The organism is Actinocorallia libanotica (genome assembly GCF_039525175.1).
Classification (GTDB): Bacteria; Actinomycetota; Actinomycetes; order Streptosporangiales; family Streptosporangiaceae; genus Actinocorallia; species Actinocorallia libanotica.
The window spans coordinates 50,084-73,642 of the sequence record NZ_BAAAHH010000025.1; the positions used below are offsets into that span (position 1 = coordinate 50,084).

20 protein-coding genes and 1 pseudogene are annotated in these 23,559 nt (G+C 72.6%); 7 read left to right on the top strand and 14 right to left on the bottom strand.

Annotation, left to right across the window (positions count from 1 at the left end):
- Positions 1-2: 2 nt before the first annotated feature.
- Together ABD140_RS26465 and ABD140_RS26470 are read right to left on the bottom strand one after the other, a co-directional pair.
- A complete protein-coding gene (locus ABD140_RS26465; protein WP_344243690.1) occupies positions 3-680 on the bottom strand; it encodes a response regulator transcription factor in 678 nt (225 codons plus the stop codon).
- 99 nt (positions 681-779) lie between these two features.
- Positions 780-2,213 carry an MFS transporter gene (locus ABD140_RS26470; RefSeq protein WP_344243691.1) on the bottom strand — a complete coding sequence of 478 codons (1,434 nt, stop codon included), beginning with the start codon at positions 2,211-2,213 and terminating at the stop codon, positions 780-782.
- A 110-nt stretch (positions 2,214-2,323) separates the two neighbouring features.
- Between ABD140_RS26470 and ABD140_RS26475 the strand changes: the two genes are divergently transcribed.
- Positions 2,324-2,914, top strand: a complete 591-nt coding sequence (locus tag ABD140_RS26475) for a TetR/AcrR family transcriptional regulator (RefSeq protein ID WP_344243692.1) — start codon at positions 2,324-2,326, stop codon at positions 2,912-2,914.
- Positions 2,915-2,936: 22 nt separating this feature from the next.
- Here the strand turns inward: ABD140_RS26475 and ABD140_RS26480 are convergent, their stop codons facing one another.
- Together ABD140_RS26480 and ABD140_RS26485 are read right to left on the bottom strand one after the other, a co-directional pair.
- Positions 2,937-3,554, bottom strand: a complete 618-nt coding sequence (locus ABD140_RS26480) for a DUF305 domain-containing protein (protein WP_344243693.1) — start codon at positions 3,552-3,554, stop codon at positions 2,937-2,939.
- On the bottom strand, positions 3,551-5,053 hold the full coding sequence (locus ABD140_RS26485) for an LVIVD repeat-containing protein (RefSeq protein ID WP_344243694.1): 1,503 nt from the start codon (positions 5,051-5,053) through the stop codon (positions 3,551-3,553). Before ABD140_RS26485 ends, ABD140_RS26480 begins: the two co-directional genes overlap by 4 nt.
- A 462-nt stretch (positions 5,054-5,515) precedes the next feature.
- On the opposite strand from ABD140_RS26485, the gene ABD140_RS26490 reads away from it, so the two are divergent.
- Positions 5,516-6,163, top strand: coding sequence for a TetR/AcrR family transcriptional regulator (locus tag ABD140_RS26490; RefSeq protein ID WP_344243695.1), 648 nt, complete (start codon positions 5,516-5,518; stop codon positions 6,161-6,163).
- A 12-nt stretch (positions 6,164-6,175) separates the two neighbouring features.
- Here ABD140_RS26490 and ABD140_RS26495 read toward each other — a convergent pair whose 3' ends face one another.
- The gene (locus ABD140_RS26495; RefSeq protein WP_344243696.1) at positions 6,176-7,426 is read right to left on the bottom strand and encodes a multidrug effflux MFS transporter; all 1,251 of its coding nucleotides are present in this window, start codon (positions 7,424-7,426) and stop codon (positions 6,176-6,178) included.
- 50 nt (positions 7,427-7,476) lie between these two features.
- Between ABD140_RS26495 and ABD140_RS26500 the strand changes: the two genes are divergently transcribed.
- Together ABD140_RS26500 and ABD140_RS26505 are read left to right on the top strand one after the other, a co-directional pair.
- On the top strand, positions 7,477-7,995 hold the full coding sequence (locus tag ABD140_RS26500) for a MarR family winged helix-turn-helix transcriptional regulator (RefSeq protein ID WP_344243697.1): 519 nt from the start codon (positions 7,477-7,479) through the stop codon (positions 7,993-7,995).
- Between the two features lie 72 nt (positions 7,996-8,067).
- Positions 8,068-9,264 (top strand): FAD-dependent oxidoreductase, encoded by a 1,197-nt coding sequence (locus ABD140_RS26505; protein ID WP_344243698.1) that lies wholly within the window; start codon positions 8,068-8,070, stop codon positions 9,262-9,264.
- Here ABD140_RS26505 and ggt read toward each other — a convergent pair.
- The 3 genes from ggt to ABD140_RS26520 form a co-directional block, all read right to left on the bottom strand.
- Positions 9,251-11,053 (bottom strand): gamma-glutamyltransferase, encoded by a 1,803-nt coding sequence (gene ggt / locus ABD140_RS26510; RefSeq protein WP_344243699.1) that lies wholly within the window; start codon positions 11,051-11,053, stop codon positions 9,251-9,253. The two genes, ABD140_RS26505 and ggt, sit on opposite strands and share 14 nt — an antisense overlap.
- A gap of 187 nt (positions 11,054-11,240) precedes the next feature.
- Complete coding sequence (locus ABD140_RS26515; protein ID WP_344243700.1) at positions 11,241-11,897, bottom strand: response regulator; 657 nt, start codon at positions 11,895-11,897, stop codon at positions 11,241-11,243.
- Positions 11,894-12,958 (bottom strand): sensor histidine kinase, encoded by a 1,065-nt coding sequence (locus tag ABD140_RS26520; protein ID WP_344243701.1) that lies wholly within the window; start codon positions 12,956-12,958, stop codon positions 11,894-11,896. The genes ABD140_RS26515 and ABD140_RS26520 overlap by 4 nt, the downstream gene beginning before the upstream one ends.
- A 112-nt stretch (positions 12,959-13,070) precedes the next feature.
- On the opposite strand from ABD140_RS26520, the pseudogene ABD140_RS26525 reads away from it, so the two are divergent.
- The 3 genes and pseudogenes from ABD140_RS26525 to ABD140_RS26535 all read left to right on the top strand — a co-directional run.
- Positions 13,071-13,724 (top strand): annotated as a pseudogene (locus ABD140_RS26525) (ABC transporter ATP-binding protein); the annotation flags it as partial.
- A 53-nt stretch (positions 13,725-13,777) separates the two neighbouring features.
- On the top strand, positions 13,778-14,491 hold the full coding sequence (locus ABD140_RS26530; RefSeq protein ID WP_344243702.1) for an ABC transporter permease: 714 nt from the start codon (positions 13,778-13,780) through the stop codon (positions 14,489-14,491).
- 95 nt (positions 14,492-14,586) lie between these two features.
- On the top strand, positions 14,587-15,930 hold the full coding sequence (locus tag ABD140_RS26535) for a metal-dependent hydrolase family protein (RefSeq protein WP_344243703.1): 1,344 nt from the start codon (positions 14,587-14,589) through the stop codon (positions 15,928-15,930).
- 8 nt (positions 15,931-15,938) lie between these two features.
- Here the strand turns inward: ABD140_RS26535 and ABD140_RS26540 are convergent, their stop codons facing one another.
- From ABD140_RS26540 to ABD140_RS26565, 6 genes are all read right to left on the bottom strand, one after another.
- Complete coding sequence (locus tag ABD140_RS26540) at positions 15,939-16,556, bottom strand: hypothetical protein (protein ID WP_344243704.1); 618 nt, start codon at positions 16,554-16,556, stop codon at positions 15,939-15,941.
- A 152-nt stretch (positions 16,557-16,708) separates the two neighbouring features.
- On the bottom strand, positions 16,709-17,116 hold the full coding sequence (locus ABD140_RS26545; protein ID WP_344243705.1) for a RidA family protein: 408 nt from the start codon (positions 17,114-17,116) through the stop codon (positions 16,709-16,711).
- Positions 17,117-17,315: 199 nt separating this feature from the next.
- Positions 17,316-20,759 carry an ATP-binding protein gene (locus ABD140_RS26550; RefSeq protein WP_344243706.1) on the bottom strand — a complete coding sequence of 1,148 codons (3,444 nt, stop codon included), beginning with the start codon at positions 20,757-20,759 and terminating at the stop codon, positions 17,316-17,318.
- Complete coding sequence (locus ABD140_RS26555; protein WP_344243707.1) at positions 20,756-21,619, bottom strand: hypothetical protein; 864 nt, start codon at positions 21,617-21,619, stop codon at positions 20,756-20,758. The genes ABD140_RS26550 and ABD140_RS26555 overlap by 4 nt, the downstream gene beginning before the upstream one ends.
- 2 nt (positions 21,620-21,621) lie before the next feature.
- Positions 21,622-22,737, bottom strand: a complete 1,116-nt coding sequence (locus ABD140_RS26560; RefSeq protein ID WP_344243708.1) for a hypothetical protein — start codon at positions 22,735-22,737, stop codon at positions 21,622-21,624.
- Positions 22,734-23,243: a DUF4365 domain-containing protein gene (locus ABD140_RS26565; RefSeq protein ID WP_344243709.1), complete on the bottom strand. Its 510-nt coding sequence runs from the start codon at positions 23,241-23,243 to the stop codon at positions 22,734-22,736. The genes ABD140_RS26560 and ABD140_RS26565 overlap by 4 nt, the downstream gene beginning before the upstream one ends.
- Positions 23,244-23,559: the final 316 nt, after the last annotated feature.

Genomic DNA, 23,559 nt, shown 5'->3' on the forward strand with positions numbered 1-23,559 from the left:
CCTCACTCCGGCGCCATCAGCATCACGCCCACGCCCCGCACGGTGTGCAGGTAGCGCGGCGATGACGCGCGCTCGCCCATCTTGCGCCGCAGCCAGGACAGGTGGACGTCGATGGTCTGGTCGTCCCCGTAGGGCTGCCGCCAGACCTCGGCGAGCAGTTCCCTGCGCCTGACGACCCGGCCCGCATGGCGCGCGAGGAACGCCAGCAGGTCGAACTCCCGGCGGGACAACTGCAAAGGCGCCCCGTCCAGGCTCGCCTGCCGCCGGTCGACATCGATCCGCAGCCCGCCCACGATGAGCGCCTCCGGCTGCGGCGCCCCCCTGGCGCGCCGCAGCACCGCCTCGATGCGCGCGTGCAGGTGGCCCGCCGAGAACGGCTTGGCCACGTAGTCATCGGCACCCGAGCTCAGCAGCCGGATGATCTCTTCTTCCCGGTCCCGTGCGGTGGCCACGATGACCGGCACGTCGGAGACCGCCCGCATCATCTTCAGCGCCTCGCCGCCGTCGAGATCCGGCAGTCCCAGATCCAGGACGACGACCTGGGGAGCCTGCGCGGCGACCTCGCGCAGCGCGTCCAGCGCCCGCCCGGCGCTGCGCACGACGTGCCCCAGCGCCCGCAGCTCCCGCAGCAGCGCCTGCCTGACGTGGTCGTCATCCTCGACCAGGAGAACCGTAGCCATCGAACGGACGATACGGGAAAGACGTCACCTGGACGATCCCTTGTGAAAGAATTTCATGTTTTAGCCCCGGAAATCGGGCGGACTTCCCGGGGAAGGGCTTCAGGCGGCGGCTTCGGCCTTGACCCCGGGCCTGGTCTCGGGCGCGTCGCCGTGGGGGCGCGGCCCCGGGATGGTGGCGGCGACGGCGGCGGCGACGAGGGCGAGGCCGCAGCCGACGAGCATGCCGGTGCGGAAGCCGGTCTCCGAGGGCAGCGTGTAGGGGCCGACGGTGATGGTGAGCTGGGAGAGGACGACGCCGACGACGGCGGCCGCCGCGGAGGTGCCCAGGGAGCGCATGAGGGTGTTGAAGCTGTTGGCCGAGGCCGTCTCCGACGGCGGCACCGCGCTCATGACCAGGGCGGGCATCGCGCCGTAGGCGAGGCCGACGCCGCCGCTGCACACGATGGCCACGATCATCAGCCCCCAGGCCGTGGACAGCAGGAACATCGAGGAGCCGTAGCCGACGGCGATGACCAGCGCGCCCAGGACGAGCGTGAACTTGGGGCCGCGCGCCGCCGACAGCTTGCCGCCCAGCGGGGAGACGGCCATCATCATCAGCCCGCCCGGGACCATCCACAGGCCCATCTCCAGCATCGACAGGCCCAGCCCGTAGCCGGTGGCCTCCGGCAGCTGCATCAGCTGCGGGACGATCAGCGCCTGCGCGTACATCGCGAAGCCGATCAGCAGCGAGGACACGTTGGTCAGCAGCACCCGTGCGCGCGCCGTCACCCGCAGGTCGACCAGCGGCTGGGTGATGCGCAGCTCCCACCAGCCCCAGGCGAGCAGGAGCACCGCGGCGGCGGCGAGCAGGCCGAGCGTCAGCGGGTCGCCCCAGCCCCAGTCGGCGCCCTTGGTCACGGGCAGCAGCAGGCAGACCAGCGCGGTGCCCAGGCCGACCGCGCCGACGTAATCGAACCGCTCCCCGGAGGCCAGCGACGCGGGGGCGGGCACCACGAGCCAGATCAGCACGGCGATCAGCGCGGTGAGCACCGCGGAGCCCCAGAACAGGGCGCGCCAGCTGGCGTACTCGGCGACCGCGGCCGAGACGGGCAGGCCGATGCCGCCGCCGATGCCCATGGACGCGCTGACGATCGCGATCGCCGAGCCGAGCCGCCGCGGCGGCAGCACGTCGCGCAGCAGGCTGATGCCCAGCGGCACCAGCCCCATCCCCACGCCCTGCAGCCCCCGCCCGGCGATCATCAAAGGCGCCGAGGACGCGAGCGCGCACAGGATCGAGCCGCCCGTCAGCGGCACGCAGCACGCCAGCAGCACCTTCCGCTTGCCGTACAGGTCGCCCAGCCGCCCGCTGATCGGCATGAACACCGCCGCCGAGACCAGCGTCGCGGTGATGACCCAGGAGGCGTTGGACGCCGAGGTGTGCAGCATCGTCGGCAGCTCGCCGATGAGCGGTGTGACCAGCGTCTGCATGATGGCGCCGACGGTGCCGGCGAACGCCAGCACGGCGACGATCCTGGTGGGATGGGTCTCTCTCACGCGCTTCCCCCGAACGTCCGTTCCCGGACAGGTGACTCCATGATTCATAGTTCGGTCATCGTGTTAAATATGAGACCGAGTTTCAGCAAGGTGTCTTATATCATGATCGGATGATGGGGACGGTGCGCGGCACCAGGGAGATCGCGCGGGCGGCGGTGAAGGCCGAGCTCGCCGAGGTGGCCTTCGACCTGTTCCGCCGCAACGGCTACGACCAGGTCACGGTGAACGACGTCGCGGCCGCGGCCGGCGTCTCGCGCAGCACCTTCCTGCGGTACTTCGGCAGCAAGGAGGACGCCGTCCTCAGCGTCCTGGACGCCCAGGGCCGGCAGCTCGCCGAGAAGCTGCGCGCCCGCCCCGCCGGCGAGGACGACTGGACGGCCCTGCGCCGGTCCTTCGACTTCATCCTCGAGGACTACCGCGAGAACCCGTCCGGCACCCTGGCCCTGACCCGCCTCGTCCAGCAGACGCCCGCCCTGCGCGCCCGCCGCATGGAGAAGCACTCCGGCTGGCGCCCCGGCCTGGCCCAGGCCCTCGCCGACCGGGCGGGCCTCCCGGACCCCCCGCCCCTGGCGCCCCTGGTCCGCGCCGCCGCGGCCCTCGACTGCCTCTCCCTGGCCATCGACCGCTGGACGTCCTCCGACGGCTCCCTCGACCTCGCCGCCCTCCTCGACGAGGCCTTCGCCGCCCTCACCGACCGCTGACCCGCGGAGTGCGGGGACCGGATCAGGGGAGGGGCGCGCGGTCCAGGGCGGACAGGAGGCCGGACATGGTGGCGGTCTCCTGGCGCTGCTCGATGGTCATGGTCCTGGCGTAGGCGCGGACGTGGGGGACGGCGGCGTCGCGGGCGGCGGCGGTGGTCATGAGGCGGCCGCCCTCATGGTGGCGGATCATGAGCTGGAGGAAGAAGGCGTCGAGGTCCTTGCCCTTGAGACCGCCGAGGCGGTCGAGCTCGTCCTGGGAGGCGAGGCCGGGCATCTCCCGGTCGGCGGCGTGCTCGGAATGCCCGCTCATCCAGGTCATGGGCGGGCCCGAGGGGAGCTGGGGAGCCTCCCAGAGGGCGAGCCAGCCCTGCATGTGGCCGATCTCCCGGAGCTGGTCGAGCTCGATCGCGACGGCGAGCCGCCGCACGGGCGGGCTCGCGGTGTCCCGGACGGTCTGCGCCATGGTGACCGCCTGCTGGTGGTGGACGACCATGTCCTGGGCGAAGCCGATGTCGACGCGGCCCGGCTCGCCTGGGCGGCGGTCGTCACCGGTGAGGCCGTCCAGCAGCAGCGCCGCCGTCGCCCCGATGACCAGGAGGGCGATGGCCGAGAACAGGCGCCCGGCGCGGTGCGTGCTCATCGCAGCGGGTAGGCGCCGTTGGTGAAGCGCAGCAGCAGGGCGCCGTTGTCGTCGCAGGAGACCCACAGCCTGCCGCCGTCGAAGCGCGGGGGTGACATGCACCAGTCGGCGGTCATGTCGGTCTCGCCGGTGTGGAGCCCGCCTTCGCCGCCGCCTTGCAGGACGTCGGAGAAGTAGGCGCCGAAGGGCACGAAGGCGTGTGCGGAGTTGGTCAGCCGGTGGCGCTGTCCGACCTGCGCGGGCGGGTTGAAGTAGGCGATCTCGCGCGGCTTCCGCAGGTCGCGGATGTCGAAGACGCGGATGCCGGACTGCGCCCAGCCGCAGGCCATCGCGGTGGGGTCGGCGGTCCGGTCGAGGGTGCAGTAGTGCGAGTCGTAGCCGAAGATGCCGTTCCGCGCCAGGTCGGCGCCGCGCAGCTTCAGATGCTCCGGCCGGTTGATCTCCAGCTTGAGCTTGCGGACGAGTTCGGGCCTGCGCTCCCGGGAGATGTCGAAGATGCGCGCCCCGCCGGACCCCAGCTCGTCGACGACGACGAGATGGGGCCTGCCGCGGTCGGTGAAGGGGATGGCGTGCTGGGTGGCCAGGCCGTCGGTCCACGTCGTCTTGGCGATCTGGCGCAGCTGCGGGCGCGGCACGCGGCGCTGGACGTCGCGGGCGTCGAAGGTGATGACGCCGGCCGGCATGTCGGCCACGTAGATGCGGCTGCCGTCGTCGCTGACGCCGACGCCGTGGTTGACCAGGCCGGTGATCCCGTTGTAGATCACCTTGGGCTTGCGCGGGTTCGTCATGTCGAGGGCGGCGATGGTGCCGCCCACCGTCCCGGTCGTCCAGTAGGTGCGTCCGTCGGGCGACCAGGACGCCTCGTGGCCGGGAAAGGCGCCGGGCATCGTGAGCTTCGTGCCCTTGATCCCGTTGAGGAGGCGCGGCTTGGCGCAGTCGGTCTTGACGTCGTAGACGGAGACGAAGAACCCGCCGCTGAGCGCGCCGACGGACACCGCCGCCAGCAGTCCGCGCCCCTGGTGGACCTTGAGGGTCTCCCAGGTGCCGCCGACGGTGGCGGGGCTGACCAGGGAGCCCGCGAGGCGCGGCTTGCGCGGGTTCGCCATGTCGATGACGTTGACGCCGGGCCGCTTGGACGTCACCGCGCCCGGCAGGATCGTCCCGAGGTACTGGCAGTGGCCGTAGGACGCGCCGACGGTGGCCTGCCCCTGGCCCTGGTAGCGGCTGACGAGCTCCAGGTTGCAGGAGTATCCCCGCTTGCTGCGGCCGCTCTTGCGGTCCTTGAGCGGCACCTGCCCCTGCAGGCCGGTCTCCGGGGAGGAGCCGGGCCCGCAGTCCGCGCGCGCCACCCTCGTGCTCACCCCGCCTCCGCCCGCGGCGGCCTGCCCGGCGAGGGCGGCCGACAGGGAGACGGCCAGCGCCGTCGCCGCGATCGCGCCCGCGACCCGCAGTCCCGGGGTCGGGACGGCCGCTCCTCGACGCAGATCCCGGTTCTCCATGGTGTCGCCCCTGTTTCCTCGCCAGCGGGTTTCCAGCGAGTAACTTAAATCTTTTCCCCTCCCGCGACAAGACCCTTGTTTCGGCCGGATGAACGTTCGGTAATTGTCCCGCTCGGGGATTTGCCTGGGTCTTGGCGCGCTGCACGGGCCGGGGAGACGATGCGGAGAAGGGCACCGTTCGTCATCGGCGGGAAATGCCGGAAGGAGTGCCGCACGGAAATACGGCACTATCGGGGAGTCCGGATACCGGACGGTTTTACTGTAACCGAGGGGCCGGGCGAAGGCTAGCCGTTCGGTTAGGAAACTTCTCGACAGGGGTCCGGCCGGTGCGGCGGACGTCGTCCTCCTTCCGCCGCTCGCGCCATCGCCGGCATGCCCGGGGCTGACCTCCGCGCGGCGGCCATCGCCAAGGATCTTCCTGGGGAACGGTCGGGCCTGCCCGCCCGTCCATAAAATCAAGTCATGACGGAATCGTCGGAGACAGGGCAGGAGAGAGACCGGATCATCGATTCTGCGGAACGTCTCTTCGCCGCACTCGGCTATGACGGCACCAGCGCGGAAATGATAGCCGACTCCGCCGGTGCCGGGCCCGGCGCCCTCGCCGCGCTCGGCGGACGAAGCGGGGTCTACCTGCTCGTCATGGAGAGGTTCTTCCAGGAGCAGAATGCGATGCTGGACGAGATCGAGCGTGTTTACACACCCGATCGGAAAGGCATTCGCCTTTATTTCGACCATATCCTCGACTTTTATCTGGACCATCCCGAGGGGACGGCCATATGGAAGCACCGGAGGCTGTCCGACGCCGCCGACTTCCAGGGCCTCGAAGAGCGTTTCCTGGCCCCGGTCTACCGTCGGTCCCTCGACCTCCTCGGCCCTGAGGCGGTCGGGCACCCGGACTTCGAGATGGTGTCGATGGTCATCAGCTACTGCATCTACGGCTTCGTCCAGGGCGGCCTCCTGCCGTACGACGGGAACGACCCCGGGCCGGGTGGCGCCGAGGCGCGCGAGAAGTTCCGCTCCCGCATGCACCGCCTCCAGGACCTGCTCTTCCAGGACGGCTTCATGCGGAACACCGTCGGAGCGGGCCCCGCGGAGGACCGGCGGCGCTGAGGCGGCGCCCCGTCAGTGGCCTCCGGCCGTCACCTCGCCCTGCCGGAGCCAGGGGCGGGCGAGGGTGAGGAGGGCGAGCGCGGCCAGGAGCATGGAGGCGAGCATGATGAGCGCCATGGGCAGGGAGCTCGACTCGCCGAACAGGCCGACGAGCGGGGAGACCAGGGCGCCGAACAGGAACTGCAGGCCGCCCATCAGGGCCGAGGCGGCGCCGGGGGCGGCGCGGCCCAGGGTCTGGCCCAGGGTCATCGCGGCGGGGAAGAGCATGCCGATGCCGCCCACGGCCAGGAAGAGGGTGATCCAGGTGCCCGCGAGGGTCTCGCCTGCGGCGGCCGTGATGGCCGCCTGGGCGGCCGCGCCCAGCAGGGACAGCACCGTGGCGGCGGTGAGCAGCAGGTTCACCGGGCGGCGGGACGACAGCCTGCCGAAGAGGGCGCCGGCGACCAGCATGCCGACCGCGTTGCTCGCGAAGATCAGGGAGTACACGGTGGACGAGGTGCCGTGCAGGTTCTGGAAGACGAAGCTGGAACCGCTGATGTAGGCGAAGAGGCTCGCCGAGGCGCAGGCCATGACGAGCGCGTACCCCAGGAAGGCGCGGTCGCAGGCCAGCCGCCCCATGGCGCGGAAGGTGCCCGCCAGGCCGTCCTTGCGGCGGCGCTCGGGCGGCAGCGTCTCGGGCACCTTGAGCAGGACCGACACCAGCAGCAGGACGCCGACGAGGGTGAGCGCGAAGAAGACCGCGCGCCAGGTGGAGACGGCGAGGATGCCGCCGCCGATCACCGGGGCGACCACCGGGGCGACGCCGAGGATCTGCGACAGAATGGCGAAGTAGCGGGGGATGTCGCGCCCGTGGAAGCGGTCGGTGATGATGGCCCTGGCCAGCACCATGCCGACGGCCCCGGTGGCTCCCTGCAGGAACCGGACGGCGATCAGCGTCTCGGCGTCGGGCGCGACCGCGCACAGGAGGGACGTCACGGCGAAGCCGATCATCCCCCCGATGAGCAGGCCCCGCCGCCCCAGGCCGTCGCTGACCGGTCCGGCGACGACCTGCCCCAGGATCAGCCCGGCGAGGAACGAGGTGAGGGTCAGCTGGATGGAGGAGCTCCCCGCGTCCAGCGCCTCCCCCATGGAGGGCAGGGCCGGGATGTACATGTCGGTCGTGAGCGGGGCGATCGCGGTGAGGGCGCCCAGCACGACGATCAGACCCGTGGTCCGCGCCGGCGGGGCGGTGGCCGTGGGCGGGGGAGGCGAGGCGGAGGTCACCCGCAGAATGGTAATGGGTAGTTCACTGGTTAACAAAAGGAGGACCGTTGTTGCCCCCACCCTCTGAGGTCCGGGCCCGGTGGGCCGAAGGGCACCCCGAGCTCGACACCTCCCCCATGGAGGTCGTCGCGCTGCTGAAGCGGATCAACGCCCTGCTGGGCCTGGCCCTGGAGCCCCTCTACCAGGGCGGCCGGCTCACCGTGCCCGAGGTCGATCTCCTGATCACCCTGCGCCACGCGCGGACCCCGGTCATCGCCCGGCACCTCGCCGACCACCACGGCCTGTCCCGGGCCGCGGTCAGCAAGACCCTCGCCAAGCTCGAGAGCCGCGGCCACATCGTGCGCGAGCCCAGCCCCAACGACGGGCGCGCCGCCCTCGTCACCATCACCCCCGAGGGCGCGGCGGCCATCGACGACTTCTTCCCCCACCAGCTGCGGATCGAGGCCGAGCTCCTCGCCCGCCTGGGCGGGGAGCGGGCGCACGTCCTGCGGTCGCTCGGCCTGCTGGCGCGGACCCTCGAAGAGGGCGTGTCCGGCACGGCACGGCCGGGCTCCGGGGATTTCGCCTGAGCGGTGGGATGCGTCTGGTGTGCCGCCCTCGGGTCGTTTGCCGGGGGTGTCCCCGGGAAACCATGATCATCTGTGGACGGTCGGGGAAGGGCGGCGGTGATGGGCGACGCGCTGGTCGACGCCGTGGTCGTCGGAGGCGGCATCGGCGGACTCGCCAACGCCTGCGCGCTGGCCCGTGCGGGGTACTCCGTCCGGGTCCTGGAACGCGCGCCGGCGTTCGGGGAGATCGGCGCGGGACTTCAGCTGGCGCCCAACGCCACCCGCGTCCTCCGGGAATGGGGGCTGCTGGAGGAGATCCTCGGCCTGGGGGTCTCGCCCCGCCGGCTGGTGCTCCGGGACGCCGTCGACGAGGAGGAGCTGACCCGCCTGGAGCTCGACGGCGGGTTCGCCGCGCGCTACGGAGCCCCCTACGTCGTCATCCATCGCGGTGACCTGCTCGACGTCCTGGCCCGCGCCTGCGTCCGCGCGGGCGTCGAGCTGGTGCCCGGCTGCGAGGTTTACGACGCCGCGACCGGCGATGAGGAGGCCGTCGTCTCCAGCGCTCGCGGGCAGCACCGGGCCCGGCTCGTGATCGTCGCGGACGGGCTGCACTCGCGGCTGCGCGCCAGGTTCAGTGACGACGAGCCGGTATGCGCGGGCTATGCGGCGTACCGGGGGGCCTTCCCCGTCGAGCGGCTCGATCTGGAGCCCGAGGCGTTGGAGACCGTGGTCGGCTATGTCGGTCCCGGCTGCCACCTCATCCAGTATCCGCTGCGCGGCGGGCGGATGTTCAACACCGTCGCGGTCTTCAAGTCGTCCGCCTACGAGCGGGGCGAGGCGGACTGGGGCGGTCCGGAGGAGTTGGAGGCCGTCTTCGCAGGGTGCGGCCCGAAGGCCCGTGCGGGGCTGAAATCGTTGAGTCTCACACGCCGCTGGCCGATGTACGACCGCCTGCCGATCCCCAACTGGATCAATGGCCGCCTCGTCCTGACCGGTGATGCCGCCCACCCGATGCTGCAATACCTGGCTCAGGGCGCCTGTCAGGCGATCGAAGACGCCCATTGCCTGGCCACGGAACTGGCCTCTGACCTGGATTGGTCGGTCGCCTTGAAGCGTTACGAGGACGCCCGCACCGCCCGTACGGCGCATGTCCAGGCCGCCTCCCGCCTCTGGGGCGACATCTGGCACACCGACGGAGTCGGCCGCCTGCTCCGCAACACACTGTTCCGGCAGCGAGCCCCGCACGACTACACCTACGTCGACTGGCTCTACGGCTTCAGCGGGGCCTGACGACCATCGCGCTGCCACCGTGACGGCGGGTCGGCTCGGCCACGGCCTGGACGAGGTGGGGCCGCAGGAACTCCAGGGCGGTGGCGGCGCCGATGACCGGAGGCGGGCCGGGGAAGAGCGCCAGTTTCTGCCCCTTGGCGGTCAGCGCGGACTTGTAGCGGTCGAGGAACTCCTGTTCGGCGAGGGTCTCGGCCGTGTTGCGCTGGGTGGCGCGGGGCGCGGCGACCGCTTCGGGCAGGTCCATGCCGAGGTGGAGCCGGTTCAGCAGGATCTGCAGGACCGTCGTGATGATGGTCGAGCCGCCGGGGGAGCCCAAGGCGAGGAAGGGCTTGCCGTCCTTCAGGACGATCGTGGGCGCCATGCTGCTGCGCGGGCGCTTCCCGGGACCCGCCGTGTTCGGGTCGCCCGCAGTCGGGGTGAGGCTGAAGTCCGTCAGCTCGTTGTTGAGGATGAAGCCGCGGCCGGGGACGGTCAGGCCGCTGCCGCCGAACTGCTCGATGGTCAACGTGTAGGCGACGACGTTGCCCCACTTGTCGGAGACGACGAGGTTGGTGGTCTGCGGTCCCTCATAGGACAGCGCCCGCCCCTCTCCGGAGACCTTCGGGCACTTCTTGTATGAGCCGTCGGGCGAACCCGCGGCGACGGGAGCCTTCAGCGCGGTGTCGGCACGCACCAGGCAGGCCCGCTCCTTGGCGTATCCGTCGGAGAGAAGCTGCTTCAGAGGCACTTCAGGCACGTCGCCTACGTAAGCGCCACGGTCGGCGTACGCGAGCTTGGACGCCTCCAGGTAGTAGTGCAACGCCTGCACGGGGTCGCGTTTGGTGAGCGGGAAACGCTCCAGGATGTTCAGCGCCTCGCCGACCGTGGAGCCTCCGGATGACGGAGGAGCCATCCCGTAGACCTCCAGGTCCCGGTAGTCGACGCGCGTGGGGGCTCGGAAAGGCGCCTTGTACGCGGAGAGGTCGGCCGCCTCCATGAGTCCGGGCCGGACTTTGCGCGTCGACGCGTCTGCCACGGGCGGCTTCTGCACCGTCTGGACGATCTCTTTGGCCAGCTCGCCCCGGTAGAACCAGTCGATCCCGCGTTCGGCGATCTCCCGATAGGTGGCGGCCAGATCCGGGTTGCGGAAGACCGTCCCCACCGCGGGCGGAGTCCCATCGGGCAGGAACAACTCCTTCGTAGGCACGATGTCAGCGAACCGTCCGGCATTGAGCGCGGTCTGGTCGTGGAACTCCTGGTCGACGCGGAATCCGTTCTCCGCGAGCTGGATGGACGGCTCTAGAAGCTCGCTCAACTTCCGCGTACCGTGCCGCCGCAACGCCTGATCCCACTGCGCGAGCGTCCCGGGCACCCCCACGGACAGCCCGCTGGTGACCGCTTCGTCGAACGGAATCGCCTTCTTCGTCTCCGGATCGACGAACGAGTCCGCCCGCATGGCCCCAGGCGCCGTCTCCCGCCCGTCGATGGTGTGCACCTTGCGCGTCCGCGCGTCGTAGTAGACGAAGAAACCGCCCCCGCCGAGCGCCGCGACATACGGCTCCGTCACCCCGAGCGCCGCAGCAGCCGCCACCGCGGCATCCACCGCGTTCCCACCCCGCTTGAGCACGTCCACCGCGACCCGACTGGCATCGGCGTCGACCGTCGACACGGCCCCGCCCGTCCCCGTGGCCACCGCCTTCACCGCGGGCCCCGCCCCCGCCGCAGGCCCGACCCCCGGCGCCACCAGCACCGCCCCCACCAGCAGAGGCACCCCCACCAGCGCCACCCTGGCCACCAGCCGACCCGCCATGCGAACCCTCCCATTCAGCCGAGAGAGTTCCACATTGGCATTTTCCCGACCGAAGACCACCTACCCGACCACTCCCGGCCGCACACCCGCCCCGTTCTCTCTCACTCCTCCCGCGCACCCGCCTCCCGCCTAGAAGCGGTCCTCGGCTCTGCCCCTCAAGGCTCCATGACGGGGCTTTGGGGTGGGGTCAGTGTCGGCGGGCCGTGATCAGGCCGGTCTCGTAGGCGGTGATGACGAGTTGGGCGCGGTCGCGGGCGTGGAGCTTGGCCAGCAGACGGCCGATGTGGGTTTTGACCGTTGCGGGGCTCAGGGTCAGGTGGTCGGCCAGTTCGGTGTTGGAGAGGCCGCGGGCGATGAGGGCGAGGACCTCCCGTTCGCGGCTGGTCAGCTCCTCCAGGCCGCGGACTGTCGGGGGGGACGGGCGGTGGCGTGCGAACTCGGCGACCAGGCGCCGGGTCACCGAGGGGGCGAGGAGGGCGTCGCCTGAGGCGACCACCTGGATCGCCTCCAGGAGCCGTGGTGGCGGGGTGTCCTTGAGGAGGAAGCCGCTGGCGCCGGCCTGGAGCGCCGCGTAGACGTACTCGTCCAGGTCGAAGGTGGTGAGGATGAGGATCCGGGCGGCCGACTCGGCGGCGGTGATGCGCCGTGTCGCCTCGATGCCGTCCATCTCGGGCATGCGGACGTCCATCAGCACCACGTCGGGCCGGGCCGAAGCGGCGAGTCCGACGGCTTCGGCGCCCGTGGCGGCCTCGCCGACCACCTCCAGCCCCGGCGCCGTCTCCACGAGCAGCCGGAAACTCCCGCGCAGCAGCGCCTGGTCGTCGGCGATGAGGACGCGGATCATCGGGCGGCCTCCAGAGGCAGGTGGGCCGAGACCGCGAAACCGCCTTCGGGGCGCGGGCCCGCGGAGAACTCGCCGTCGTACATGCCCACCCTTTCGCGGATGCCGGTGAGGCCGTGCCCCGGCACGTGGCCGTGCGCGCCCGGGCCGTCGTCGACGACCGTGATCCGGAGGTCGCGCGTGACGGTGACCTCGCAGGTCGCCGGAGCCGCGTGCTTGATCACGTTGGTGACGGCCTCCTGGACGATCCGGTAGACGGCCAGTTCCAGGCCGGGGGAGAGCGGCGGCAGGTCGGCGACGTCCAGCCGCACCTCGACACCGGCCGACGCGGCGTGTTCGGCGAGCGAGCCGAGGTCGGCGAGGCGGGGCGCCGGGGCGAGATCGGCCGGTGCCCGGAGGACGCCGAGCGTGGCGCGCATCTCGGCCAGCGCCCTGCGGCCCGTCTCCTCGATGAGCCCGAGCGTCTTCCCGGCCTCCGCGGGACGCGCCTCGGCCACATGCGCGGCGATCGAGGCCTGCACCGTGATGACGCCCAGGCTGTGCGCGACGATGTCGTGCATCTCGCGGGCGATGCGGAGCCGTTCCTCCGCGACGGCCTGCTCGGCGAGCTGTGCCGCCGACCTGGCGGCGAACGCCCGTCTCTCCTTGACGTAGAAGCCGGTCGCCCAGGGCGCGACGAGGGCGAGCAGCACGAGAGGCCGGGGGCCGATCTGCCCGGCGAGGAGCATCGCGAGGGCCGAGACCGCGGCCAGCGGCTCCCAGCGTCCGGCGAGCGCGACGGTGTAGAGGACCATGACCAGGCACGCGTAGGGCGCCGGGGCGGCGTAGTCGGGGATCATCCGCGCCGCGAAGGAGGCCGCCGCGGCGCAGACGACGACCGCGCACGCGCTCAGCGGCCAGAGCCGCCGGACGGCCACGGGCGCGCCGAGCGCGACCGCCACGGCCAGCGAGACCGCCACCGGTTCGGGCGCGGGCGGTTCCCGTACGGCCAGGAAGGCGGAGCAGACCAGGCCCGCCGCGACCACGGCGTCGACCGCCACGAGGCGGCGTCGGTTGAGGAGCACGTCCTCGAAGGTAGCCCGGCCGGACGCCCGCCGGATCAGACCGTGCTCCTACTTCGGAGTTCGGCCCTGGCTCCGATCCGGCGGGAGCCCCCGGCGGGGGAGCCTGGGCCGCGTGATCGAAGTGAACGAACTGACCAAGCGGTACGGCTCCACCCTCGCCGTCGACCGGCTGTCCTTCCAGGTGCGCCCCGGCCGTGTCACCGGCTTCCTCGGCCCCAACGGCTCGGGCAAGTCCACCACGCTGCGAGCCGTCGTCGGCCTGGACGCCCCCACCTCGGGCGAGGCCCTGGTCAACGGACGGCCCTACGCCTCCTCGCCCCACCCGATGCGCGAGGTCGGAGCCCTGCTCGACGCGGGCGCCGTCCACGGCGGGCGCCGGGCGTCCGACCACCTCCGCTGCCTGGCCCGGAGCAACGGCATCGGGACGTCGCGGGTCGGGGCGGTGCTGGAGCGGACGGGCCTCGCCGGCGTGGCCGGAAGGCGGATCAAGGGCTTCTCGCTCGGGATGCGGCAGCGCCTCGGCGTCGCGGCGGCGCTCCTCGGCGACCCCGGGATCCTGATCTTCGACGAGCCGGTCAACGGCCTCGACCCCGACGGCGTCCGCTGGATCCGCGACCTCGTGCGCGAACTGGCGGCGGAGGGCCGCACCGTCCTGATGTCCAGCCACCTGATCGCCGAACTGGCGCTCACCGCCGACCACGTCGTGGTCATCGGCCGGGGCCGGTTGATCGCCGACGAGCCGGTCTCCGCGCTCGCCGAGCGCTTCGGCTCGCTCGAAGCGGCGTACCTGCACCTCACCGGCACCGAAGTGGAGTACCGATGACCGACGTGATCGCCTCGGAGTGGCTGAAGCTCCGCACGCTGCGCTCCACCTTCGCCCTGCTCGCCGCCGCCGCGGCGGTCCTCGTCCCGGCGGCGCTGGTCTCCGCGCTCATGGTCGCCGACTGGGACGCCTCCCCGCCCGAGACGCGCGCCGTCTTCGCCTCCGCCGACCCCGGCGTCCTGGTCCTCCCGTTCGCCCAGTTCTGCCTGGCCGCCCTGGGCGCCCTCGCGATCACGGGCGAACACGCCACCGGCATGATCCGCACGAGCGCCGTGGCCGTCCCCGACCGCAGGTCCCTCTTCCTGGCCAAGGCCGCGGTCACCGCCGCCACGGCCCTGGCGGCGGGCCAGTTCATCGCTCTGGCCACCTTCACCGCCGGCGCCCTCATCACCGGCGACCGCCCCGCCCCCATAGCGGCGGCCACGACCCTGCCCGACGCCCTGCTCCAGGGCCTCCTCCTGACGACGGCCGCTCTGGTCGGCCTGGGCCTCGGCGCCCTGGTCCGCGCCACGGCCGGCACCTTCACGGCCCTGGCCGCCCTGATCTTCGTCCTCCCGGCCCTGGCGTCCTTCCTCCCCTGGGACGTCTCCCCCTACCTGCTCCCCAACCTCACCGAACTGGCCGCCCTCCCGGCCCTGGCCGCCATGGCGGCCTACACCACCGCGGCCCTGGCCGCCGGACTCCTCACGACCCTCCGCAGGGACATCTGACGCGCAGGCGGGCTCCCGGGTGCGGCGACCTCCAGCCTTCGGCAAAGCCCGGCCGGGGGCCGTCTGGACGGTCGGCCGGCGGGGATGAGGCGACCGTGGGCGAACACGGGAAGATCGTGATCCGCGACGTGCGGATCTTCGACGGGATCGGTGACGGGCTCCGGAGCGGGCACGTGGTGACGGCGGGCTCCAAGATCGCCGAGGTGGACGTGGACGGGCCGCCGCCCGAGATGGCGGGGGCGGGCACGACCGTCGTCCATGGGAGCGGGCTGACGCTGATCCCCGGGCTCGCCGACGCGCACGCGCACGTCATGCTGGCCGGGGTCGGCCAGGCCGAGCTCGTGCTGGGCGGCACCGGGCTGGGCTACCTCAAGGGCGCGGTCGAGGCCGAGGCGATGCTGATGCGCGGCTTCACCACCGTGCGCGACATGGCCGGGGACACCGCCGACCTCAAGCGGCTCATCGACGCGGGCGTGCTCCCCGGGCCGCGGATCTATCCCAGCCAGGCGGGCCTGTCGCAGACCAGCGGGCACGGCGACTTCGGCATGGTCTACGACGTGCCGACGGCCCTGGGCGGAACCGCGTCCCGCGCCGAGCACCTGGGGATCATGCGGGTCGCCGACGGGCGCGCCCAGGTGCTCGCGGGCGTGCGCGAGCAGCTGCGGAAGGGCGCCTCCCAGATCAAGATGATGGCCGGCGGCGGCGTCGCCTCGCCCCACGACCCCCTGGACGTGCTGCAGTACACCCCCGAGGAGCTGCGCGCCGGCGTCCAGGCCGCCGCGGACTGGGGCACCTACGTGTCGGTGCACGTCTACACCGGCGCGGGCATCCGGCGCGCGGTCGAGGCCGGGGTCCAGGTGATCGAGCACGGGCAGCTGGCCGAGGAGGACGACATCAGGTTCCTGGCCGACCACGACGTCTGGTTGAGCACCCAGCCGTTCGAGGAGGGCGACCACACCTACCTCGACCCCGTGTCGGTCGAGAAGAACCGCCGCGTGTGCGAGGGCGCGGAACGCGTCTTCGCCTGGGCGCTCGACCACGGCGTGCGGCTCGCGTTCGGCACCGACCTCCTCCTGGACCCGGCCAAGAGCGCCCGGCAGAACGTGATGCTCACCCGCCTCGCCGGGCTCGCGGGCGGCCCGGAGGCGGCCCTGAAGATCGCCACCTCCGGCAACGCCGAACTGTTCCGCAGGTCGGGCCCCCGCGACCCGTACCAGAACCCCACCCCCGCCGACACGGCCGCCCACGGCGACGCCCCGCACCTGGCACGCCTGGGCGTCATCGCCAAGGGCGCCTGGGCCGACCTGCTCCTCGTCGACGGCGACCCGACCCGCGACCTGTCCGTCCTGGGCGATCCCCACGCCAACCTGAAGCTCATCGTCAAGGACGGCCGCATTCACAAGAACACGCTCCCGCCCGACCGGACGGAACAGGGCTGACCCGCCTCTCAGCCCCGCGCGTCCGCGACGGCCTCCCTGATGAGGCGGGCGGCGACGGACGGCTCGTCGGCCGAGAACCGCACGACGCCGGCTTCGACGACCCTGCCCTTGCGCAGCCGTACGGGAACCGGCGGCCGCACCTCGACGCTCAGCGTCGTCCCGGCCGCCGTGGAACACGCCACGGCCTCGTCGTTTTCGGGGTCGGCCCGGAGCCCGAACCCGTCGACGCGCCCGTGGGCGGCGCGGACCGTCCGGATCGAGGCGAGCGGGACGCAGACCTCACCGAACGGCCCCGTCCGCACCCGCAGTTCCCCGTCGCCGAGGAGATGCGGTGCCCGGGACATCATCGCCGTGATGCCGAGCACGAGCGTCAGCAGCACCGCTTCGAGGCCCAGATGCAGTGGCCGGAATCGCGGCGGCAGCATCAGGTCGATGGCCGCCGCGGTGACCAGGTCCGAACCCGCGATCAGCCAGAGGGTCATCCTGGTGTCCGCGGAATGGCGGATCGCCGCCACCGTCGGCGGCATCTCGACGGGTCGGCGCCGTATCCAGTCGACGAGATCGGAGAGCATGGCCGCCACCCAGGTGGCCTTGGACGTACGACGCGACCCGTCTACGGCGTTCATCTCCGCCTTTCCCGAGATTTCTCTCCCATCAAGAGCCTAAATGGGGAATTTTGTGGTTACTCGGGAGCCCTGGGAAAGGGTGTATCGACGGGACAGAACGCACTTTTCAGGGGCAGCGACCTGACGGCGCCGCCGGAACGGGCGGGCCCGGGTCAGTCGAGGACCGCGGTGGCCTCGACCTCCACCAGCAGGTCGGGCTCGGCCAGCGCGGACACGCCTATCCCGGTGAGCGGCGGGACCGGGGCGACGCCCAGCTTCGCGGAGGCGCGGGCGATGCCCTCCATGAGCAGGGGCATCTTGTCGGGGGTCCAGTCGACGATGTAGGCGGTCAGCTTCGCCACGTCGTCGAAGGAGCCTCCGGCCTCGGCCAGGGCGGTGCCGATGTTGAGGTAGCACTGCTCGACCTGGGCGGCGATGTCGCCCGCGCCGACCGGATTCCCTTCGGCGTCCCGGGCGACCTGCCCGGCGATGAAGACCAGCTTCGACCCGGTCGCGATCGCGACCTGCCGGTACACCGGGACCTCCGGAAGTCCCTCGGGGTTCATCAGGGTGATGGCCATGCCGTTCGCCTCCTTGCCAGGGCTCCGCTTCCACGGGACCCTTCGCTCTCTCTCGGTTACCTGGGAACTGTAGGAGAGTGGCCTCTGACGTGGAAGAAGGCACTTTTCGGTGACCTGGGAACCTCACGGTGACCGTGCAGCTCGGGGCCTCGGCCGGGAGCGGACCGGTGAGGGAGGCCACTCACCGGTCCGCCTGGGCTCAGGAACGGGCGCGCTGCAGGATCTCCTGTTCGGTGAGGGGGCCGGCGGGGTGGTGGCTCAGGCACAGGGGAGTGCGGACGAGGGCCTCGGTGAGGCCGACGCTGGAGGCGTAGAACTCGCCGGTGCCGAGACGGCCGACGCGTTCGGCGCGGCCGCCGCGGGCCTTGGCGAGGGTCTGCACCACCTCGATGTGGGTGGGACTGTTCAACCTGCCGATGAACTGGGTGTTGGCGTTGCCTGCGATCTGGTTGTGCAGCCCCCGCGGGGCCTGGGTGGCGAAGACCAGGCCGAGACCGTACTTGCGGGCCTGCGACGCCAGCGTCAGGGTGCTGGCCAGGGCCTCGGTCTTGGGCGTCGCGGGGACGAGCGCCTGCGCCTCGTCCATCACGTACAGGCCGGTCAGGGGGCGGTCGCGGGCGGGGTTCCGCTTGATCCAGGAGAACAGAGCCATCTGCAGCTGGCTGACGAAACCGGGCTTCGCGTCGTCGTTCAGGCCGACGAAGCTGATGACCGAGACCCGTGCCCGCTTGCCCTCGGCGGGGGTGAGGAGCCGCGCGGGGTCCACCGGCTCCCCGTCGCCCGCGAAGAGGGGATCGTTGATCATCGCGGCGGTCAGGAGCTGGCCCAGCTCGGCGGCGATCTTGTCGGCCTGCTCGATCTGGCCGGCGGCGTCGAACGGCAGGGCCGACAGCATCGCGAGGAACGCGGGGAAGCCGCCGCCGCCCGACCGCGCGAAATGCTGCAGCGCCTGGCGGAGCACCGCCCTGCCCACGGTGGCCCTGGCGGTCTCCTTGTCCACCTTCGCGCGCGGCGCGAGCGCGCCCACGGCCAGGTCGAGCGCCTGGTTCAGCTCGTCGCGGTCGTCGCCGACGGCGGTGAAGTCCGGAAGCGGCTGGAAGCTCAGCGGCCGCCCCAGGGCGCGGCCCGGCGTCCAGACCACCACCTCGGTCTCCGCGAAGTAGCGCGCCGCCCGCTCCGCGTCGCCGTCCCCCCACCCGGCCGGCGGCGCGGGCCACGGGTCGCCCAGCCGCGCGAGGTCGTTGTTCGGGTCCAGCACGATCGAGGACACGCCGTGCAGCGCGCACTCCTCCACGAGCCGCCGCAGGAACACCGTCTTCCCCGAGCCGGACCCGGCGAAGACGGCGGTGTGCCGCGCCAGCGTGGCCAGCTCCACCTGGAGGTCCGTCCCCGTGTCGTACCTCCTGCCGACCGCGATCACGGCGGGCGCCCCCCGCCCGTCCCCCGAAGCCTGCGCCTCATCCGGCACCGTCATCGACGCCGACGCCGACGCCTGTCCCGGGGCCGGAACCGGCACGGAGGCCGGAGGCCGCTGCGCCGCAGCCGGAACGGACGCCGCAGCCGGAACGGACGTTGGGGCCGGAACGGGAGCCGAAGCCGGAGGCCGCTGCGCCGCAGCCGGGACAGACGCCGCAGCCGGAACGGACGCTGGGGCCGGGGCGGATGCCGGAGCCGGGACGGATGCCGAAGCCGGGGCGGATGCCGGAGCCGGGGCGGATGCCGGAGCCGGGACGGACGCTGGGGCCGGGGTAAGGGCGGGGGTCGGAGCCTGAGCCGGGGCCTGGTCCGGAACGGTGACGGCGTCAGGGGCCGGGGCGGGGGCGGTCAGGTCGCCGAGGAGGTCGGAGAGGAGCTCGGTGCCGCTCGCCGGGCGGCGGGAGCACAGCCAGGCCTCGAACCGGGTGTCGGCCTCGGCGGCCATGCGGCGCAGGGCGTCGAAGACGCGGGCGTCGTCCTCGCGCAGGACGAGCGAGCGGCCGCCGGACTCCTTGAGCTCGCTCAGGCGCTCCCGGGTCTTCGGGCCGTCCGACCACGCCTGGTTGCGCAGGACGACGAAGCAGCGGTCGGGGACGTCCGGGCCGATCCCGGAGGCCTCCATGCCGTGGGCGAGCCGGTTGAGCGCGGCGATCGCGTTGGACGCGCCGATCATCCGGAACGTCCAGTGGCGCTGCTGCTCGGTCTCGGGGTCCAGCGCCTGGCGGAGCCGCGCGTGCAGGGTGGGCATGCGGCCGGGCGGCGGGTCGACGGAGAAGGCGCGTCCGGCGTCGCCCTGCTCCTTGATCCAGGCGTCGAGGGCGGCGGCGAGGAGCAGGGGGACGTGCGCGTCCTCGCGGGCGGGGTCGAAGACCGGCGACACCTCGGCCTGCGCGCGCAGCTCGGCGAAACGCCCGTCGAGCCGGATCAGCTCCTCTTCGGACACCGGCACCGGCGGCGAGGGGTCGGTCGCGGGAGACGGTCCGGCCTGGTCGAAGCGCTCCAGGAGCCGGGCGTCGTCGGCGTTGCGGCACGACTCGATGTGGTTGCTGACGCGCCGCAGCAGCGCCCGGGGCGTGAGGCCGGGCGCGGAGTCGAACGCGGCGGGGGCGACCGGCCACAGCGGGTGCGGCGGCGTGAAGTCCGTCTTGGCGTATGCCGTCTCCAGCCGCCGCGCGATGATGTTCCGCGCGATCTCCGGCGTCTCGATGGTCTTGAGGATCAGCGAGGTGCGGAACCGGTCCTGCGCGGTGCCGACGGCGCGGTCCTGGATCAGCCGCCACGACGAGGGCAGGCAGGCCACGAGGCAGAGGGTGCGCCGGGTGGTGTGCCGCAGGGCCATGAGCCCGCCGGCCATCTCCTCGATCGCGTCCTTGCGCTGCTCCGGCTCGGCCTCGGCGGACGTCTTGAGGGAGTGCTCCAGGAGCGCGTCGATCTGGTCGACCGCGATGACGCCGGGACCGGTCAGGGCGAGGACCGCGGAGAGCTCGATCGTGATGTCCTGCGGGCTCCTGACGCCCTTGCTCATCCCCCAGACCTGGCGGTCGCCCTCCTCCGCCTCGTCGGTGGAGGACAGGTGGTCGTGGCCGGTGTCGAGGGCGGGGCCGGACGCGAGGGCGTACAGGGCGAGCGCCCGGATCGTGTCCTTGCACCGCAGGAGCCGCCGGTCCCTGGCCAGGATCCCGGCCACCAGCGCGTCGAGGTCGTCGCGGGTGAGGTCGGCGACCCCGTCGGCCACCGCCTTGAACCGGCCGGTGGCACCCGCGAGGTCGGCTAGGCGCAGCACCGCGTCCACGGCCTGGACCGGCCCGTCCGGGCGGGACGGGCGCCCCAGGTCCCCGACCATCGCGTCCGCGGTGCGGCGCCAGAAGTCGACGCCCGCGCTGAAGTCCACCAGGAAGAAGTAGCCGTTCTCCCGGGCGATCTGCTCCCTGACCCAGCCGAGGAGGTGGGTCTTGCCCGCCCCTCCCTCGCCCTGGATCACGATCCCGAGGGGGCTGTCCGCGGAGCTGTCCACGGCGTCCTCGATGCCGTCGAGGACGAGCCGCTCCGCCCGCCGGTGCATGCCCTCGACGTGGAAGGGCGGCGGGTTCCAGGCGTGCTCGTCGGTCGCCGCCCACCCGAGTGACTTCGCGGCGTTGCGCAGCGCGCGTTCCTCGTTGTCGTTCACGGCGCCTCGATCGCCAGCAGGTGCTTGCTCACTCCGCCCACGAGCACGGCGGCGGCCCGGTCGTCCCCGGTCAGCGTCTTCTGGTCGGCCTCCGGCACCAGGTGCACGTCCGGCAGCCGCTCCATCCGCCGCAGCGTCTCGTCGACCTCCTGCCGCGACGCGTTGCCCAGCAGCGGCCGCAACCGCGTCAGCGACACCCAGTCCTGGGGCTCCCGCGCCAGCCTCCAGTAGGCCTCCCGGACCAGATCCGCGAGGTCCGTACCGGCTCCCTCCGCCGCGGTGCCCACGGCGGCCGTGCTCGCCACGGCGCCCACGGCGGCGGTGCTCACGGCGGCGCTCACGGTGGCGGTGCTCGCCGCGAGGTCCGTACCGCTCGCGGCGGAGGCGTCGAAGGCGAGGGCCGCGAGACCCGAGCTGGAGCTCGCCGCGACGTCCGTCCCGCCCGCGGCGAGGGCGCCCAACGCGTCGTCCGCCTCCGGATCCGCCGGGAGCGGGGCGGCGGTGGCCTTCCGGGACGTGGTGATGAACTCGCCCAGGCTCAGGTCCGTCGCGTCGAGGTAGCCGTCGAGGGTGGCGAGGACGGCGTAGAGGGTGCGGGCGAACGATCCGCCGCGTGCGGGCGGCGTGTTCGAGAGCTCCGCCACGCACCAGGCCCAGCCCTTGTCGGTGAGCTTGTGGTGGAAGGAGCGGCCTCGCTTCTCGCCCTCGACGAGGCCGAGGGACAACGCCTTGCGGCGGGCCGCGCCGTCGAGCGCGTCGCCGATGTGGTCGCGGAGTTCGGGGTTGGACGCCTCGCCGCCCAACGTCATCAGACCGAGAAGCAGGGCCCGTTCTCTGGTCCCGAAGGCGGTGTTCTCCATGTTCAGGTCTCCCGAGGTGCGTCTGCTGTCAACGTGGTGAAGTCGGTGGCGTTCAGTTCGACCCGCCCCTGGAGGTCCATGAGCGTGCCGGAGGCGTGCACGTGCCTTCTGGTGCGGTGGGCCTCGACCGCCAGGTCGTAGGCGCTCTCGTCGGGAAGCCGCACCCACAGCGACTTGCGGGGCTCGCCGCCTTCGACGGTGACGTCGCCGTGCACCTGGACGCTGAAGCGGTCCCGGCCGCCGTGGTCGGAGAGTGTGGAGATGAGGCCGCTGACGGACGCCGTCGCGCGTCGCAGCCGGCGCAGCCGGTGCGCGGCGCGGCGCAGCAGGGCGCCCGTCTCGGCCTCGAACGCCACGGTGGTCTCCGGCACGTCCGCGGGGAGCGCCCGCGCCCAGCCGAAGCCGACCTCGAAGCCGGAACCGGGGTCGGGTCCGGCGAAGCGCGCGAGCGCCCCGCAGAGGTCGGCGGACACCCCGTCCCGCACGAGGTCGTCGAAGACGGCCATGTCCCCGCCGCGGCCCGCCGTGTCGGCGGCGTCGCGCAGGAGCATCGTGGTGCGCCGCAGCAGGAGGAGGGTGCGGCGTGCCAGCGGGGGGTCGGTGCCGGGGCCGCCGGGGTCGTCGGGGGAGCCGAGGGGGAGCCGGACCATGAGCCGGTCCGCGGAAGCGGTGATCGGCCCGACCCGCACCCGGGCGAGCAGGTCGCGCACCTCCCGGGGCGTCGTGCCGTCGAACGCCGGGCGCGGCCCGTTCAGCGCGGCCCTGGCGGCGGCGCCCAGGACGGACTGCACGCCGCCGAGCGCCGTGACGGTGTCGGCGAGCCCCACCTGGCCGTCCTGCGGCGCGGTGGCGGACCGGTACCAGTGGACGTCGGCCATGGGCGACGCGATCTCGGCGGCGACGTCCTCCGGCGACCGCTCCTCGACGCGGGCCAGCACCGCGAGGATCTCCCGGACGCGCCGGGGCCCGTCGCTGAACCCGTCGGAGCCCGGCACGAGGATCTCGTGGTCGCCTTCGTGCACCCAGATGGACGCGCCCCGCCACTCCTCCGGCCGGCGCGTCCAGCCCCGCGAGGCGAGGTACCCGCTGATGTCGGCGACCGACAGCCGGGCGTTCACGCCACCGATCCGGTGGGCGCGCCGACGAGTTCGCGCAGCGCGCGGACGGTGAGGACGTTGCCGAGCGGCACCGGCACGGCCGGGTATCGGCTCTTGTCGGGCGACGGGATCGGCCGCTCCCCCTCGAACCCCCGGTAGTAGCAGAGCCTGCTGAGGATCAGCCCGTCGGTCTCGACCCGCGCGTACTGGTCGCTGTCCGTCGGGACCACGACGACGAAGAGGTAGCGCGGCACGAGGAAGGGCCCCTCGACGAGCTTGTTGTACTGCACCTCGTTCAGCCCGCGGAAGTGCAGCTCGGCGCCCTTGCTCACGGGCGCCGACCACGACTTGACCTGCACCTCGATCGCGGGCGAGGAGACGTACCCGCCCCGTCCCGGGTAGCGGAACCCCAGGTCGACCCCGTCCTGGTCGAGGTCGTTCTTGTACACGAGGAGCCCCGCCGCCGAGCCGAGCGCCCGCACGTAGTCCTCGGCGAACTTGCCCTGGTGGTTCAGCCGATCCAGCACGCCGTTCCTCCGGTGACGTCTGCTCACACGGTTCCCTCCCGTGCGCCCGATCGACTATCCCCGACCGTCCCTCCAGAAAGCGGGAATTCCAGTCTTTCGTTAGGTAAATGTCGCCTTCCGGACCCCGGCCGGGGGTGGGGCGGAGGGGGCCGGGCGGTGCGGGAGTTCCGCGATCGCACTGGAGTGGTCTCCGGGACCGTGTCCGCTCCGGGCCGGATCCCGGACACCGGAGACGCCCGCCGGGGACAGCCGTTTCGCGTTTTCCTCCGGGGTGGGCGGCGACGTTACCGTCTGCCGTCGCGACGGCCGTGGATGA

Excerpts from the sequence above, each read along its gene's own strand:
- ABD140_RS26465 (WP_344243690.1), bottom strand. The coding sequence starts at position 680 with ATGGCTACGGTTCTCCTGGTCGAGGATGACGACCACGTCAGGCAGGCG.
- ABD140_RS26475 (WP_344243692.1), top strand. The coding sequence starts at position 2,324 with ATGATGGGGACGGTGCGCGGCACCAGGGAGATCGCGCGGGCGGCGGTG.
- ABD140_RS26480 (WP_344243693.1), bottom strand. The coding sequence starts at position 3,554 with ATGAGCACGCACCGCGCCGGGCGCCTGTTCTCGGCCATCGCCCTCCTG.
- ABD140_RS26485 (WP_344243694.1), bottom strand. The coding sequence starts at position 5,053 with ATGGAGAACCGGGATCTGCGTCGAGGAGCGGCCGTCCCGACCCCGGGA.
- ABD140_RS26490 (WP_344243695.1), top strand. The coding sequence starts at position 5,516 with ATGACGGAATCGTCGGAGACAGGGCAGGAGAGAGACCGGATCATCGAT.
- ggt (WP_344243699.1), bottom strand. The coding sequence starts at position 11,053 with ATGGCGGGTCGGCTGGTGGCCAGGGTGGCGCTGGTGGGGGTGCCTCTG.
- ABD140_RS26515 (WP_344243700.1), bottom strand. The coding sequence starts at position 11,897 with ATGATCCGCGTCCTCATCGCCGACGACCAGGCGCTGCTGCGCGGGAGT.
- ABD140_RS26530 (WP_344243702.1), top strand. The coding sequence starts at position 13,778 with ATGACCGACGTGATCGCCTCGGAGTGGCTGAAGCTCCGCACGCTGCGC.
- ABD140_RS26540 (WP_344243704.1), bottom strand. The coding sequence starts at position 16,556 with ATGAACGCCGTAGACGGGTCGCGTCGTACGTCCAAGGCCACCTGGGTG.
- ABD140_RS26545 (WP_344243705.1), bottom strand. The coding sequence starts at position 17,116 with ATGGCCATCACCCTGATGAACCCCGAGGGACTTCCGGAGGTCCCGGTG.
- ABD140_RS26555 (WP_344243707.1), bottom strand. The coding sequence starts at position 21,619 with ATGGAGAACACCGCCTTCGGGACCAGAGAACGGGCCCTGCTTCTCGGT.